At 70.7% G+C, this 15,728-nt stretch carries 9 protein-coding genes; 5 read left to right on the top strand and 4 right to left on the bottom strand.

Annotated features, from left to right (window positions below; all coding sequences use genetic code 11):
- The first annotated feature begins 173 nt into the window (after nt 1–173).
- From ISN75_RS07505 to ISN75_RS07525, 5 genes are all read left to right on the top strand, one after another.
- Nucleotides 174–2,021 carry an ATP-binding cassette domain-containing protein gene (locus tag ISN75_RS07505; protein ID WP_168648628.1) on the top strand — a complete coding sequence of 616 codons (1,848 nt, stop codon included), beginning with the start codon at nt 174–176 and terminating at the stop codon, nt 2,019–2,021.
- A 331-nt stretch (nt 2,022–2,352) separates the two neighbouring features.
- A complete protein-coding gene (gene pilV, locus ISN75_RS07510) occupies nt 2,353–2,871 on the top strand; it encodes a type IV pilus modification protein PilV (RefSeq protein ID WP_168648605.1) in 519 nt (172 codons plus the stop codon).
- Nucleotides 2,868–4,172 (top strand): PilW family protein, encoded by a 1,305-nt coding sequence (locus tag ISN75_RS07515; protein WP_343818951.1) that lies wholly within the window; start codon nt 2,868–2,870, stop codon nt 4,170–4,172. Before pilV ends, ISN75_RS07515 begins: the two co-directional genes overlap by 4 nt.
- Nucleotides 4,156–4,695 (top strand): pilus assembly PilX family protein, encoded by a 540-nt coding sequence (locus ISN75_RS07520; protein ID WP_167255660.1) that lies wholly within the window; start codon nt 4,156–4,158, stop codon nt 4,693–4,695. The genes ISN75_RS07515 and ISN75_RS07520 overlap by 17 nt, the downstream gene beginning before the upstream one ends.
- Before the next feature lie 10 nt (nt 4,696–4,705).
- Nucleotides 4,706–5,119: a type IV pilin protein gene (locus ISN75_RS07525; RefSeq protein ID WP_343818953.1), complete on the top strand. Its 414-nt coding sequence runs from the start codon at nt 4,706–4,708 to the stop codon at nt 5,117–5,119.
- Nucleotides 5,120–5,155: 36 nt separating this feature from the next.
- Here ISN75_RS07525 and ISN75_RS07530 read toward each other — a convergent pair whose 3' ends face one another.
- The 4 genes from ISN75_RS07530 to recC all read right to left on the bottom strand — a co-directional run bounded on the left by ISN75_RS07530 (nt 5,156) and on the right by recC (nt 15,545).
- The gene (locus ISN75_RS07530) at nt 5,156–6,289 is read right to left on the bottom strand and encodes a DUF3103 family protein (RefSeq protein ID WP_343818954.1); all 1,134 of its coding nucleotides are present in this window, start codon (nt 6,287–6,289) and stop codon (nt 5,156–5,158) included.
- Between the two features lie 145 nt (nt 6,290–6,434).
- Nucleotides 6,435–8,381, bottom strand: coding sequence for an exodeoxyribonuclease V subunit alpha (gene recD / locus ISN75_RS07535; protein ID WP_343818956.1), 1,947 nt, complete (start codon nt 8,379–8,381; stop codon nt 6,435–6,437).
- Nucleotides 8,371–12,066, bottom strand: a complete 3,696-nt coding sequence (recB, locus tag ISN75_RS07540; protein ID WP_343818958.1) for an exodeoxyribonuclease V subunit beta — start codon at nt 12,064–12,066, stop codon at nt 8,371–8,373. The genes recD and recB overlap by 11 nt, the downstream gene beginning before the upstream one ends.
- Nucleotides 12,063–15,545: an exodeoxyribonuclease V subunit gamma gene (gene recC, locus ISN75_RS07545; protein WP_168648611.1), complete on the bottom strand. Its 3,483-nt coding sequence runs from the start codon at nt 15,543–15,545 to the stop codon at nt 12,063–12,065. The genes recB and recC overlap by 4 nt, the downstream gene beginning before the upstream one ends.
- Nucleotides 15,546–15,728: the final 183 nt, after the last annotated feature.

A 15,728-nucleotide genomic window follows, 5' to 3' on the forward strand; every position in this document is an offset into this window, starting at 1 on the left:
GCGGGCTGCGGATGCAGGCCGTCAGCCCAACGAGGGGTCGCATCGTTGGGGTTCGCTGCGCTCACCCCAACCTACGCCCACTTGTGCCGCCGCTCCGCGGCCCTCAACTTGTCATCCCCCTCACCCCCTTTTCAGGCACCATGCCTCGCCTGGCATGGCAGGACCTCCCCATGATCTTCCGCTGGTTCGAATCCCTGATCGACGCCTTCAAGGAACCCGAGGACGGCATGCCGCCGGACTCGGTCTGGCGTTTCTATGTGTTCTATCTGCGCCAGGTGTGGCCGGTGTTCGCCGCGGCGATCGTGGTCGGCTTCGGCGTGGCCATCGTGGAAGTGGCGATGTTCGGCTTTATCGGCCGCATCGTGGACCTGGCCAAGGGCGTGCCCACCCCCGGCTTCTTCGCCGAGCACGGCAACGAGCTCATGTGGATGGTGTTCGTCACCCTGCTTGCGCGCCCCGTGCTGATCCTGCTGCACGACCTGCTGGTGAACCAGGCCATCGTGCCCAACCTCACCAGCCGCATCCGCTGGCAGAACCACCGCTATGTGATCCGCCAGAGCCTGGGCTTCTTCCAGAACGACTACGCCGGCCGCATTGCCAACCGCATCATGCAGACGGCCGGCTCGCTGCGCGAATCGGCGGTGCAGATTGTCGATGCGATCTGGTACGTCACCATCTACACCGGCAGCGCCCTGGTGATGTTCGCCCACGCCGACGTGTGGCTGGCCGCGCCGCTGCTGGCCTGGCTGGTGCTGTACGTGATCACCCTGGCGTACTTCGTGCCGCGCACCAAGGAGCGCTCCTGGAAGCAGTCCGAAGCGCGCTCGCGCCTGATGGGCCGCATCGTCGACGGCTACAGCAATATCCTCACCCTGAAGCTGTTCGCGCATACCCGCCGCGAGGAGGCCTACGTGGCCGAGGCGATGGGCGAGCAGATCCAGCGCATGCGCGCGATGACCCGCCTCACCACCGCCATGGACGCCACCATCAGCGCGCTCAACGGCCTGCTGATCGTCGGCACCTCGGCGCTGGCGGTGTGGCTGTGGAGCCAGGGCCGGGTGACGGTGGGCGCGATCGCGCTGTCCACCGGGCTGGTCATCCGCATCCACAACATGTCCGGCTGGATCATGTGGGTGGTCAACGGCATCTTCGAAAACGTTGGCACCGTGCAGGACGGCCTGGAAACCATCGCCAGGCCGCGCCTGGTGCAGGACCGCGCGGACGCCGTGCCGCTGCAGGTGAGCCACGGCGCCGTGCGCTTCGACGAGATCCATTTCCACTACGGCAAGCAGGGCGGCGTGATCGCCGGCCTGGACCTGGCCGTGCGCCCCGGCGAGAAGATCGGCCTGGTCGGCCCTTCCGGCGCCGGCAAATCCACCCTGGTGAACGTGCTGCTGCGCCTGTACGACCTGGAAGGCGGCCGCATCCTGATCGACGGCCAGGACATCGCCCAGGTGCAGCAGGAAAGCCTGCGCTCGCAGATCGGCGTGGTCACCCAGGACACCTCGCTGCTGCACCGCTCGATCCGCGACAACCTGCTGTACGGCCGCCCCGACGCCACCGAGGAAGACATCCGCGAGGCCGTGCGCAAGGCCCGCGCCGACGAATTCATTCCGCAGCTGGTGGATGGCGAAGGCCGCACCGGCTACGACGCGCACGTCGGCGAGCGCGGCGTGAAACTGAGCGGCGGCCAGCGCCAGCGCATCGCCATCGCGCGCGTGCTGCTGAAGGACGCGCCGATCCTGATCCTGGACGAAGCCACCTCGGCGCTGGATTCCGAAGCGGAAGCCGCGATCCAGGACAGCCTGGAACTGCTGATGCGCGGCAAGACGGTGATCGCCATCGCCCATCGCCTGTCCACCATCGCGCGGATGGACCGGCTGGTGGTGATGGACAAGGGGCATATCGTGGAAACCGGCACGCATGCGGAGCTGATCGCGCACGACGGCCTGTATGCGCGCTTGTGGAAGCGGCAGACGGGTGGGTTTGTCGCGGCGGAAGACGACGCAGTCATTGCCTAAGCTTGCCTCACCGCTTCGGCTCCCTCTCCCCTCCGGGCGACCCGAAGGTAGTCCCTGTGGGAGAGAGGGTCGGGGTGAGGGGCCGGCCGGAGCGCTGAGCTGACGGCCACGGCACCCGCAAAGCTCTTCATCGCGTGCTCAAAACGCGCCGATTGTCTCCAAACCCGATGCCTCAGTCAGCGAAGCATCGCGCACCGCCCTCGTGATGCACTTCTAGCTTTTCCCCCTCCGCACCCCACTTCTGCACGCCCCGCAGAAAAACACCGCCACCTCTTCCAGCAACTCCCGCCCTGCCTAAGCTGAGCATCCCTCCCCCCACGGACGGAACCCGATGCTCACCCCAACGCCCCCACGCGGCGCCTCCCTGCTCGAAGTCCTGGTCGCCCTCGCCATCTTCAGCATCGGCGCCATCGGCGTCAGCGGCTGGATGCTGCTGGCCACGCGTTCCAGCCACACGGCCTACCTGCGCACCCAGGCCAGCTTTCTCGCCAGCGACATGGCCGAACGCATGCGCGCGAATCCCGCCGCGGTGTGGAGCGGTGCCTACGATGGCGAAGCGGACGCCGGCGCTTCGGCCTGCGACACCGTCATGGGGTGCATGCCCGAAGCGCTGGCGAAGCACGACCGCGCATTGTGGGCGGCGCGCCTGCGGACCGTGCTGCCGGAAGGCAAGGGCGCCATTCGCTGCGACCGCGGCATCGGCGTTGCGCTCACCGCCGAACAGCTGCGGCTGCCGCCACCGTTCGCCGGCCTGTGCACGATGACGGTGCGCTGGCTCGAGCGTGGCGCAGGCGGCGACGCGCATCGTGGCGCGGCGTTGCGCAGCTTCGCGTGGGTGTTCCAGCCATGAACGTGCCGTCGCTGGAGCGCTGCGTACGCGGCCACTCGCTGATCGAGCTGATGGTGGCGATGGTGCTGGGCCTGATGGTGGCCGGCGGCTTCGTTGCCGTCTTCGTGGCCACCTCCGCCAGCTACCGTACGCAGACCCAGCTCGCCCTGCTGCAGGAGAGCGGCCGCTATGCCATGGCGCGCCTCACCCGCGATCTGCGCATGGCGAATGCGTTCTACTGCGGCCGCGCCGGCGCCGTACCCACCGTGCAGGCCAGCGGGATGATGGGTGCGCTGCATGACGTCACCACGCGATGGGGCCATGCGCCGTATCCATCTTCGCCGGCTTCGTCGTATCGCTTTCCGCGCTTCCTGTCGATGCGCGGCTACGACTGCGGCAGAACCAGTTGCGTGCCCGCGGCCCCGTCCGGCCTGCCGGCGATGGGGCGTAGCGTGGGGCAGCGCGTGATCGGTGCCGGCGTGCTTACGCTGCGTTATCTGGATCCGGACAGCGGATGGGCGGCAGGCGACGCCGCGGCGATCGCCGGCAGCGTAGGCGGCGCGATCCATCATCTCGTTATCCGGCCTGGCGCAGGCGAGCCGGCGATCGCCGAGGTTTACCAGCCGGGCGATCTGCTGATGCTCGCCGACTGCCCGCTCGCGCAGATCTTCTCGGCGAACCTGCAGGGCGGCGATACGTTCTATCCCGATGCGCCGGAGACCGGCCGCAACCTGGCGATGCCGCGCATGCCGCCGTCGTTCAACGCCCCGCGCCTGTTCGACTTCAACCGCAACTTCCGCACTGTCACTTACTACCTGCAGGTAGTGGATGCCGGCGATGGCGTCACTACCGGCGCCCTGATGCGGCGCGAAAACGGCAGTGCCAGCGAAGTCGTGCGCGGGGTGGAGCGGCTGGACCTCCGCTATGGCGTGGAGGACGCCGCCGGCGCCACGCGCTATCTCGCCGCCGCACAGGTCGACGACCGGGCCGGCGGCAGTATCGCCTGTCCGCAGCTTCCATCCGATTTAGCCGACGACGACTACGGTTGCCTTTGGCATGCGGTGAAATCGATCGAAGTCCATCTGCTGGTGGATGGCCAGCAGGTACACGCGGCATCGGGCGCGGACGCAACGCACTACGCCTACAGCATCGACGGCGATCAGAGGCCCGCCGCGCCCGAGGCAGCCACGCGCAAGCTGCGTCCGGCCGAACAGGGCTTCGATCCACGGATGCTGCGCCGCGAGTTCAGCGCGCTGGTCGCGCTGCGCAGCTATCGCCCTGAGGCCGCTTTGGCGAGGAATCCCCATGCGCCGATCCCATGATGGGCAACGTGCTGCCGGCCGTGCGCGGCAGCGCGGCATCGTATTGGTGCTGGCGCTGATCTTCCTGCTGCTGTCGGCGATGCTCGCGGCGGGTGCGCTCGACCATGCGCTGCTGCAGCAGCGCATGGCCGGCCATCAGCGCAGCGCGCAACTGGCCGGGATGGCCGCGGAGTCGGCGCTGCGCGGCGCCGAGTGGAAACTATGGCGCGATGCTTCGGCGGCACCCGTGAGCGACTGCGCTGCTTTCGATCCGGCGCACCCGGCAGCGTATCGGGGCACCGATGGCCGCCACGACTTCACCACCCAGGCAGGCCTTGGCCTGGAAGACGATGCGCGCAGGACCGCCGTGCTGGCACAGCCTCCGTCCTACCTGATCGAGAGCCTCGGTCCGGCCTGGCCGGCCGCGCCGGGCACGGCAGCGGGTGCCGCGGGCTGCGTCTACCGCATCGTCGCGCGAGCCGTGGGGAGCGACGCGAATACGGTGCGCGTGGCGCGGAGCGTGTTCGTGGCCGGAGGCGACTGAGGTGCCCCGCGTGCCGCGCGGCTTTTCCCTTATCGAGCTTCTGGCTGCCCTGGCCATCGCCGCCGTGCTGGCCGCGCTGGCCGTGCCTGCCTACCGGCAGCATGCGTATCGCGTGCGCCGCATCGAAGGCAAGGAGCTGCTGCTGCGCATCGCCCAGGCGCAAGAGCGCTACTACGCCAGCTATGGCCGTTACGGCGCGCTGGCCGAACTGGGTTTTGCGGAGCCTGTGCGATCCACGCACGGGTATTACCTGGCCACTCTGAACCTGGGCACGGGCGTGAGCATGCAGTCCTTCGTCGCGACGGCCCTCCCGGCGCGGGTGCAGCGAGACGACCGCTGCGGCGCGCTGGCTCTCGATGACACCGGCCGGAAAATGCCGGAAGCCGGCGATGCGGCGGCAAACGGCCATGGCGCCTGCTGGTGAGACGGCGTGCCGCGATGGCGGCACGCCGCCGGCAGCCTACTGCCGCGGACAGTCGTCCGTGCCCACCACGTGCGGGCAGAAGCTTGCCGTGGCATTGCCGCCTGCGCCGGCCAGGTCGGTATAGCTGCGCCCCTTCTCGATCAGATAGAACGAGTCGACATAGTCGTTGCTGTCGACCAGCAGAGAGCTGGGCATGGCGTCGAGAATCGCCTTGCCGATGGCCGTGACGGCGGATGCCCCGGGCTTGGACGTCGCCAGATGGTTCTGTACGGCGCCGGCGACCTTGGAGGCCAGCTCCTGGTAGTTGAGGTCTTCCTGGTCGCGCTCGAACAATTGCAGATTGGCCATGCCCAGCCCGTAGTCGGCCCAGGACACCATGTCCTGGTAAGGCGCATAGGTGGTGTTGTCGTAGTCGAGGTATTCCATTTCCTTGATCTCGATCTGCGGCTCGGCCTTGCCCGGTTTCATGCCGGACACGATGGCGAAGATTTCCGCCTTGCCTTTGAACCAGGGTTCCTCGTCGTCCTTGAGGCGGATGCCGGTAAGGACGGTCAATTCAGCGCCGGTGGCCATCGCACCGGCGTCGCGTGCCTGCAGGTTCGCCTGCCGCAGCGCCTGGTTCATCAGCATGACGCCAGCACGCGCCGAGGCCTGGCTGTCCACGTCAAGCACCAGCACGGGCATGGTGGGCGCCGTCCTGGCATCGAGCTCATGGCGTTTGCCGTGGGCGTCGAAGGCCGGTATCGACGTGAGCTGCCGTTCGTCGCCGGCGGGCTCCACCGCGACCAGCACGTCGTCCAGTTCCGCAGGCAGCCTGCCGTCGGCATCGCCGGGCAGATACAGGCGCAGTCGAAGCACGCCTTGCGACCAGCCGGTCAGTCCTTTCGTCGCGGTGAGCTGGCGATTGGCATCGTCGATCCGTGCGATCGCCTCGCCGTGGCTCCGCGCGGTCAGGGCATGCAGGGGAATGCCGTCCCGTTCGCCCGAGGAAGCCTGCGCGGTGAACAAGCGCAATGCGGCATCCGAAAAAGCCGGATCCTGCAGCTGCCTTGCGATGGTCCTGGCCGTGTCCTCCTTGATCTGCTGGGGAGTCTGCGTATCCGCCGCCTGCAGCGAAAGCGGCATGGCCGTGCTCAACAACGCGGCCAGAAGCGTGGTTCTGGTGGTCATGAGGTCGTCCTCCGGAAGAGGGATGGGCGCGGTTCGATGCGCAGCCCATGTTCGGGCGGGCGGCGCGATCCGGCGATTGCTCATGCGCCGGAATGCCATGTCCCATCGGCGGGATTCGCGGTGATCCCGCGGGGAAAACCGTGCATCAGGGCGCGACGAGCCGCTCCCGCAAGCCCGAATGCCGCAGCGTCAAACGCTGCGCGGCGGTCTCCACCACCCGCTCCCCGCCCACCAGCATGAAGCGCCGCCGCGCACGCGTGATCCCGGTATACAAAAGTTCGCGGGTAAGAATCCCGCTGTCCTGCGCCGGCAGCACCAGGGCGGTGGAGTCGAACTCCGATCCCTGCGATTTGTGCACGGTCATCGCATAGACCGTTTCCAGCTCGCCCAGCCGCGACGGCAACACGAAGCGCACGCGCGCGCCGTCCGGTCCTTCCGACGGGCCTGCCGCGGCAAAGGCCACGCGCAGGCGCGGCACGCCATCCTCGCCGGGCATCGTCAGCGCCACGCCGACGTCGCCGTTCATCAGGCCCAGGTTGTAGTCGTTGCGCGTGACCAGCACCGGCCGCCCTTCGTACCAGACGTGGACCGGATCGATCAGCCGCGCGCGGCCCAGGATGTCCTCGATCTGCCGGTTCAGCCCTTCGGTGCCGTAGTCGCCGCGCCGCAGCGCGCACAGCAGCTGGAAGCGGCCGAAGGCATCGAGCACGCGATGCGCCCAGTCCTCGTGCGCGGCCTCGCCCGCACCGGTCGCGGGGCGTTCGCGCCGCAGCAATTCGAGATAGTGGCGATAACCCTGCGGCGCCTGGTCGTCCGCCGCGAAGCGCTCGCCGCCGCCGTGCAGCACCAGTTCGGCGAGGTCGGCCTGGCCAGCCGCATGCGCCATCCACGCGATGTCCGTCCGCGGCGCCGCCAGCAGCGCGCGCAGCGCGGACATGTCGCCCGCATTCACCGCCTGCGCCAGCCGCCCGATGCCGCTGTCCGCGCCGAAGCGATGGCTGTGGCGCAGCATCACCACCTGCTGGTCGAGCGCCTGCGCATCGGCCGCGGTCCACGCGCCGACGTCGTCGCCGGATACGCCATGCAGCCACGCGGCCGTGTCCTGTGAGTAATGCCCCGCCTCGGCGCGCCGGCACAGATCGCCCAGCACCGCGCCGGCTTCCACCGACGACAGCTGGTCCTTGTCGCCCAGCAGCACCAGCCGCGCCGACGGCGGCAGCGCGGCAAGCACGGCGGACATCATTTCCAGGTCGACCATCGAGGCTTCGTCGATCACCAGCACGTCCAGCGGCAGCGGATGCGCCGCGCCGTGGCGGAAGCGGCGCGTGTCCGGGCGCGCGCCGAGCAGGCGGTGCAGCGTGTCCACCTGGGCGGGAATGGCCGCGCGCGCCGCTTCGTCCACATCCAGCCGCGCCAGCTGGCCCTGGATCGAAGCCTGCAGGCGCGCCGCGGCCTTGCCGGTCGGCGCGGCCAGGCGGATGCGCAGCGGCCGCTCGCCGGCGCGCAGGCGCAGCGTCTGCAGCAGGCCGAGCAGGCGCACCACGGTGGTGGTCTTGCCCGTACCGGGGCCACCGGTGATGACGGTGAAGGCGCCGCGCGCAGCCAGCGCGCAGGCGATGCGCGGCCAGTCGGGCGAGGCTTCGCCGGGAAACAGGCGCGCCAGCTGCTGGCGCAGATGCGCCGGCGCGGCATGGGCTTGCGCCAGCCGCGCGCGGATCGCCTCGGCCACCTGGCGCTCGTGGTTCCAGTAGCGGCGCAGATACAGGCGCGTGCCTTCCAGTACCAGGGGCGTGGCGTCGTTGCCGGCGCCGATCCACGCCGGTACGCGCTGTTCGCCGAGCACGTTCGCCACCGCCTCGCGCCACGGCGCGGGCCAGGCCTGCTCTTCGGCCAGCGGTTGCCACAGCGACAGATCCAGGCACAGATGCCCGTCCGCCACGCGCCGGCTGAGCAGCGCGGCGAGCAGCAGCCAGGCGCCGTCGGCCTGTGCATCCAGTTCGGCGAGGAAGCGCGCGAACGCCACGTCCAGCGCCCGCAGGCGCTGCTGCTCCTCGGCGGCGAACAAGGGAATAAGGCGCTGATCAGGCGGCATCGGCGCGGCCTCCCTCGGCGAACAGCCGGTCCATCGCCTCGACCAGGCGCAGCGGCAGGCGCTCGTAGTGCACACCATGGCCTTCGCCATCGAGGCCGCGCAGATACAGATAGAGCACGCCGCCGACATGCCGCTCGTAGTCGTAGTCCGGCAGGCGCGCGCGCAGCTGGCGGTGCAGGGCCAGGGTGTAGATCGCGTACTGCAGGTCGTAGCGCTCGCGCAGCACCGAATCGCGCACCGCCTCGGCGGTGTAGGCCCCGGCGTCCGCGCCCAGCCAGTTGGATTTGTAGTCGACCACGTAATAGCGGCCGCCATGCTCGAACAGCAGATCGATAAAACCCTTGAGCATGCCGTTGAGCCGGTCGTACAGCAGCGGCATCCGCGGACGTCCGTCCAGCGTGCCGGCGGTGACCAGGCGGTCCAGCGCCCGCGTATCCACCTCGCGCACGGCAAACCAGAATTCCAGTTCGGCGCGGTAGCGCGCCGGGTCGGCGAGCTCCGCCAGGGCCACGGCATGTCCGTCGCCCAGCGGCAGCGGCGTGCGCAGCAGCGCCGGCACCCACTGCGCCAGCAGCGCGGCCTGCGCCTGCCAGCCGTGGCGCTGCACGCGGCGCGCGATCAGCTCGGCCAGCGGCCGCGGGTCGGCGGCGGTTTCGGCAAAACCCTGCTCGGCCGCCCATTCCAGCAGGTCGTGCAGGAAGGTGCCGGCCACCGCGCCGCGCGGGAAGGCGTGGATGCCGCTGCCTTGCGCGTCGGCCACCGGCGCGGGCTTTTCCGCGCCGGCCTCGGCGAGCACGTCCTGCGCCGGCGTTTCGGGCGCGGCCGGCGCGTCGCCGGAGATCTGCACGCCGCTGCTCTCGTCGTACTTCAGCGCGCTGTAGCTGGCGATCCACCAGCGCTCGCCGGGACGGCCGGCATACGTCCGGGCCGGTCGCGTGTCTTCGCGTTCGTGCGGCGCGGGTGGCGCGATGCGCGGCTGCGGCATGTCCGGCAGCGCATCCACGGCGATGGCGGTCTCGCCGCCGCGCAGCGCCAGCAGCGCGGGCAGCAGATCGGACGCGTCGATCGCCGTGCCGCCCGCCAGCAGATAGCCGAACGCGGACTTGTGCAGCGACGAGGCCTTGGCATTGCCTACGCTCACGCTGGCCACGCCCACCCAGCACGCATAGCGCGCACGGGTCAGCGCCACGTAGAGCAGGCGCAGGTCTTCCTGCAGGCGTTCGCGTTCGGCCTGGCTCCAGGCCGCGTCGTCCGGTTCCAGGTCCATATGCGGCTGGCCGCCGCCGTCGTGCCAGACGAACAGGTCGTCGCGTTTCAGCTCGCGCGCGGCGCAGGCGAACGGCAGCAGCACCAGGGGATATTCCAGGCCCTTGGACTTGTGCACCGTCACCACCTTGACCAGTTCGGCCTCGCTCTCCAGCCGCACGATCTGTTCCTCGGCGGCTTCGGCCAGGCCTTCGCGCGCCTCGGCGATCTGCTCGGCCAGATAGCGGATCAGCGCATGCTCGCCGTCCAGCGCGGCGGCCGCCTGCTGCAGCAGTTCGGCCAGGTGCAGCAGGTTCGTCAGCGCACGCTCGCCGCCGTCGTATGCCAGCAGGCGCGCGGGCAGGTCGAAGGCGTGCAGCAGGTCGTGCAGCATGGCCAGCACGCCGTGGCGGCGCCAGGTCTGCTGCAGTTCGCGCAGGCGTTCGCCGCAGGCTTCCCACCAGCGCTCGTCGGTATTGAGGCGGTCCAGTTCGGCGTCGCCGCGGTCCAGGCTGCGCGTGGCCAGCGCGGCGCGCATGGCGCGGTCGGAGCCCGGTTCCGCGCAGGCCTTCAGCCACAGCAGCAGGTCGGCCGCCTCGGGCGAGCTGAATACCGAGTCGCGATCGGACAGGTACACGCTGCGCAGCCCGGTGTCGCGCAAAGCCGCGCGCACCAGCGCCGCCTCGCGACCGCTGCGCACCAGGATGGCGACGTCGCCCGGCGCCAGCGGCAGCAGCAGGCCATCGGGCGTGGCGAAGCCGCAGCGGCCTTCGCGCGCGGCATCGAACAGGCCGGCCAGCCATGCGGCCGCCTGTTCCGCCATGCGCTGGCGATACGCGGTGCTGCCCACGTTGCGGCCTTCGTCCAGCACCGCCAGCTGCAAGGCCGGCAAGGGTTCGCCGTCAAGCACCAGGGTCGCTTCGCGGCCGCGCGCGGCGACCGGATGGAACGGCAGCCCGCGCTCGCCGCGGCCGAACGCGAACGCGCCTTCGGCGTGGCGGTCGCCTTGTTCGAATACGCGGTTCACCGCGGCGACTAGCGCGGCGGTGGAACGATGGTTGGTGCCCAGCGTCCATACCGGCGGCGCGGCCGCGGCGCGCGCCTGCAGATAGGTATGGATATCGGCGCCGCGGAAGGCATAGATCGCCTGCTTGGGATCGCCGATCAGCAGCAGGCCCAGCTCCGCGCGGTCCGCATACAGGCGATGGAAGATGCGCCACTGCAGCGGGTCGGTGTCCTGGAACTCGTCGATCAGCGCCACCGGATACTGCGCGGCGATGGTGCCGGCCAGGCGTTCGCCGGCCGGGCCGTGCAGGGCTTCGTCGAGGCGGCGCAGCATGTCGTCGAAGCCGAGCAGGGCGCGCTGCCGCTTGACCAGATCGACGCGCGTGGCCGTCCAGGCCGTGGCGTGGGCGAGGATCAGCGGACGCGCAAGGTCTAGTTCGGCGGCGCTGTCGATCACCGCGTCGATCGCAGCGAATGCGTCGTGCGCCGGCGCGGTGCGGCCCTGGTTGACGGCGCCATCCAGTCGCGATTGCGCGTAGCGGGCCGGCAGCTTGTCGTCGCCATCGCCGCCCGCCGCCCAGGCGCGCAGCGCGGCAAGGTCCTGCGGCAGGCGCTTGGCGGGATAGCGGGTGCCGTTCAGCGCCTTGTCGCGCAGCGCATCGTCCAGCAGCCGTTCCAGCGTTTCCCGATGCGCCAGCCACAGTGCGCGAGCGTGTCCCTCGGCGGCGTGGAAGCGCGCCAGCGGCGCTTCCAGGATCGCGCGCACGTCCGCCGTCTGCGGCAGCGGCTGCCCGTGCAGGCGCAGGTTCGCCGCCGGCTGGCGCAGCAGCGGGCGCAGGCTCTGCTGCAGTTCGCGCGGGTCGCTCCACCAGCGCGCCAGCAGCGCGGCGGCAGCGCGGCCCAGCGGCAGGCATTGCAGGCGCCAGTAGTCGCGCACCGCCTCGGCGAGCAGGTCGCCATCGTCGGTCTGGATGTCCTGCACGAACGGATGGCCGCTGTCGAACGCGTGCTGCGCCAGCATGCGCTGCGCCCAGCCGTGGATGGTGTGCACGGCGGCTTCGTCCATCCATTGCGCGGCCAGTTCGAGCTGGCGCGCGGCGGCGGCGCGCGCGTCCGCCTCCGGATATTCGGCGAGCAGCGCGGCGAGGAATTCGTCCGCTGCCTTCTGCGCGCGGAACACCGCGGCCGCTTCGGTCAGCCGCGCGCGGATGCGGTCGCGCAGCTCCGCCGTGGCGGCCTTGGTAAAGGTCAGCACCAGGATCTGCGCCGGCAGCAGCGGCGCGGCGGTGCTGTGGCCGAGCACCAGGCGCAGGTACAGCGCGGCGATGGTCCAGGTCTTGCCGGTGCCGGCGCTGGCTTCGATCAGGCGCACGCCGTGCAGCGGCAGGCGCAGCGGATCGAGCGTCATGGAGGCCGGCGGCTGCACCGCGCTCATGCGCCGTCCTCCCAGCGCACGCTCTGCGCCATCGCGCGGTACAGCGGCAGCCAGTGTTCGAAGCCGGCGTCGTGCATGGCTTCGAAGGCGGGCCAGGCGCGTTGCAGGTAGGCGTCTTCGTCCACTTCGGCAAAGCGCTGGCCGCTGTCGTCGCGGTCGTAGCACAGGCGCGCGGCGGCCGCGGCGTCGCGGCCTTCGTGTTCGGCCTGCAGCCAGGCGAAGGCGGTCTTGCGCGCGACCGGCAGCGGCGCGCGCATGCCGTGGCGCAGCGCATCGAGCAGGGCATCGAGCAGGGCGCGCGCCTGCGGCGGGTCCAGCGCAGGGAAATACGGCTGCGCATCCGCCGCGACCACGCGCGTCTCCACCCGCAGCCCGCCCGCATGCGCGAACAGGTGCGCGACCCAGGCCGCGACCAGCTTGTCCAGGCGGCGTCCGCGCGGGCGGGCCAGCAGCGGCCCCTGGATCAGTTCGAGCCGCACGAAGTCGATGTCTGCCTGGGTTGATCCGGGCCGGCGCAGATCGGACAGCCAGTCCTCCAGCACCAGCCCGTGCGCTTCGTGGCGCAGCTCGAACTTGTCATCCACCCGCGGCCAGCGCCGGTCGGCGGCATGCCAGTGCGCGGCGAGCACGCCGGCTTCGGCGGCGATCTTGTCCTGCCACAGTTCGCCGAAGCCGCCGGTGGGCAGGCGGCCCTGCTGGGCCAGTCGCTGCACGGCGTCGTTGACGGCTTGCGGCGCGCGGTCGCCATCGGCGACCAGCGCCGCCTGCAGCACGCCGAGAATCGCCTGGTAGCGCTCCAGTCCGTCGAGCGCGAACGGCTCGTCGTCGAGCGTGTCGGCTTCCTCGCCGCCGAAATGCACCTTCAGGCGCTGGTTGAAGAAGTGGCGCACGGGGCGGGCCAGGAAGCCTTGCAGTGCATCCAGCGCGATGGGGGCTTCCGGCAGCCACGGCGCCAGCGGTCCGGTTTCCGCCGCCCGCCCGTCGAGCGCGTGCGCGCGCTGCCATTCGTGCGCATAGGTAAAGAGGGCCGGGTCGCCGTCCGCGCCGAAGTAGCGCCGGCTGAACGGCTGCAGCGGGTATTCGGTGGTGAGCGCATCCAGCAGTTCGCCAACCGCCGCCTGCCAGCCGCCCGCGAGGTAGTCGCGCAGCTGGCCGACCAGCACCGACGGCGGCAGCACCGCGTTGTCGCGCACGCTGCGGCCGACCCAGCTCACATGCAGGGTGTCGCGCGCGGACAGCAGCGCTTCCAGGAACAGATAGCGGTCGTCCTCGCGGCGCGAGCGGTCGCCGGGCATGGCCTGGCCCGGCTGTGCCATCAGGTCGAAGTCGGCCGGCGCCTGCTGGCGCGGGTAGTCGCCGTCGTTCATGCCGAGCAGGCAGACCACGCGGAACGGAATCGCGCGCATCGGCATCAGCGTGCCGAAGCCCACCGCGCCGCCCATGAAGCGCTGCGACAGGCGGCTGGCGTCGATGCTTTCCAGCCAGTGCTCGCGCACGATCTCCAGCGGCAGCGGTTCGTCCAGCGCCGCTTCGGCGCAGGCTTCCAGCCAGGCGTCCAAGGCTTCGTCGAGGCGGCGCAGGCGGTCGCCGTCGGTGTGGTCCGCGCTGTCGAAGAAGGCGGCGAGCAGGTCGCGCAGGCGCGCCGCCCAGACGGCCGGCGCGGCGGGCGCGCGCAGCGCGTGCCAGTGCAGTTCGAGCTGGTCGAGCAGGCGGCTGAGCGGACCGAGCAGGCCGGCGTCGAGGCCGCCGACTTCGCCGTAGGGCGCCATCTCCGCCCAGGTGTCGCCGTGTCCCACCGCATAGCCGAGCAGCAGCCGGCGCATGCCGAAGGCCCAGCTGTTCTGCGCCTGCGGCGGCAGGCCCAGGCTTTCCTTCTGCGCGCCGTCCAGGCCCCAGCGGATGCCGGCGCCTTCGATCCAGCGGCGCAGGGTGGGCAGGCCGGTTTCGTCGAGGCCGAAGCGCTGGCGCAGCGCGGGCACCTCGAGCAGGTCGAGGATGTCGCTCACCGTGAAGCGCGACTCCGGCAGCGACAGCAGATGTTCCAGCGCCACCAGCAGCGGCGCGGCGCCGCGGTCCGGCTGGTCGGCGACGGCATAGGGCAGGTAGCGCGGATCGTCCGGCGGGATGCGCCCGAACACCGCCTGCACGTGCGGCGCGTAACTCTGGATGTCCGGCACCATCACGATCACGTCGCGCGGCGCGAGCGGACGGCCGTCGCGCTGGGCCTGCTCGAACAGCGCCAGCAGGCGGTCGTGCAGGATCTCCACCTCGCGCTGCGCGTTGTGCGCGACGTGGAAGCTGAGCGAGCCGTCGCCCACGCGCCAGGTTTGCCGTTGCGCCGGGTCGGCGGGCAGCGGTTCCAGGTCGAGCACGGCCTGCTGCACCTGGTGCAGCAGGGTGTCGCGGCCGGGGTCTTCGAACAGGTCGATGCTCGAACCCCAGGAAGCGAAGCGGCGGCGATAGCGCTCGGGCTGGTCGAAGCTGTCGAGCAGGCGGATGTAATCGCGCCCCTGCCTGCCCCAGGCGGCCAGCAGCGGGTTGGCATGCAGATGCAGTTCTTCATAGCGCGGCTGTTCGGGCAGGCCGGGCTTGCCCGGCTGGCGGCGGCGTTCGCCGCGCAGCAGCTCGCGGTCTTCGATGATGTCGGCCCAGTAGTGGCGGCAGGGATTGGCCACCATCAGCAGCACCTGGCTGTGCCGCGCCAGCGCGGTGAGCGCTTCCAGCGTCTGCAGCGGCAGCGAGGAGATGCCGAACACCACGATGCGCCGCGGCAGCCGCGCGGGCCGTTCGGCCAGCGCCTGCGCGCGCGCGAGGAAGGCGGCGTGCACGGCGGCGCGGTGGCTGTGGCGGAACTCGCCGCCGACGTCGTCCAGCAGCAGGCGCCACAGCTGCGCCTGCCAGCGCTGGCCCGGCGGCAGCGGCGCGTGCCGGCCGCGCCAGTCGTCGTACAGCGCGTCGACGCCGCGTTCCCAGTCGGCCAGCCAATGCGCGCGATAAACCTGGTACTGGTCGAACAGGTCGGCGATGCGCGCGGCCAGTTGATGGCGCTTGCGCCAGTCCGGCTGCTCGCCGAGGAAGTCGCGCAGCGGGCGGAAGTCGGCGTCGTCCAGATGCCGCGGGATCAGCCGCAGCAGCCGCCAGGCCAGGCGCGACTTGTCGAACGGCGAGGTGGGCGGCACCGCATCGCGGCCGAGCACGGCGCGATAGGCCTCCCATAGAAAGCGTCCCGGCAACTGCACCTGCACCGCGGCGCTGATGCCCAGGCCGCCTTCCTGCGGCGGCCGCGCCAGCGCCAGCTTCAGCCACTGCGCGATGCCGTTGCTCTGCACCAGCATCAGCTCGTCTTCCAGCGGACGCAGCGGCGTGCGCTGGATCCAGGCGGTGAGCAGGTCGCGCAGATCTTCCAGGCGGTTGCCATGGATGACCATCAGGCCCGGTTCGATCGGCACGTCGAGGGGCAGGGCCAGGGAAGAGGTCATGCGGGAATTGTGGCGGACATCGGCGCGGCGGGCGAGTGGCGGCGGCGGGCGAGTGGCGGCGGCGTGCCGTGGCGGCGTGCCCTGAAACGAACATCGCCGCATGCGGTGAGCATGCGGCGATGGGTGTTGCGGGTGAAGCTTGGCAGTGGGCCCACGCGTATTCGAGCGCGGGTGGTGCATTGT

This window comes from Dyella marensis (genome assembly GCF_049532885.1).
Taxonomy (GTDB): domain Bacteria; phylum Pseudomonadota; class Gammaproteobacteria; order Xanthomonadales; family Rhodanobacteraceae; genus Dyella_D; species Dyella_D marensis.

Coding starts and splice junctions, on each gene's coding strand:
- recD (WP_343818956.1), bottom strand. CDS start 8,381: ATGCCGCCTGATCAGCGCCTTATTCCCTTGTTCGCCGCCGAGGAGCAG.
- recC (WP_168648611.1), bottom strand. CDS start 15,545: ATGACCTCTTCCCTGGCCCTGCCCCTCGACGTGCCGATCGAACCGGGC.
- recB (WP_343818958.1), bottom strand. CDS start 12,066: ATGAGCGCGGTGCAGCCGCCGGCCTCCATGACGCTCGATCCGCTGCGC.
- ISN75_RS07530 (WP_343818954.1), bottom strand. CDS start 6,289: ATGACCACCAGAACCACGCTTCTGGCCGCGTTGTTGAGCACGGCCATG.
- pilV (WP_168648605.1), top strand. CDS start 2,353: ATGCTCACCCCAACGCCCCCACGCGGCGCCTCCCTGCTCGAAGTCCTG.
- ISN75_RS07515 (WP_343818951.1), top strand. CDS start 2,868: ATGAACGTGCCGTCGCTGGAGCGCTGCGTACGCGGCCACTCGCTGATC.
- ISN75_RS07520 (WP_167255660.1), top strand. CDS start 4,156: ATGCGCCGATCCCATGATGGGCAACGTGCTGCCGGCCGTGCGCGGCAG.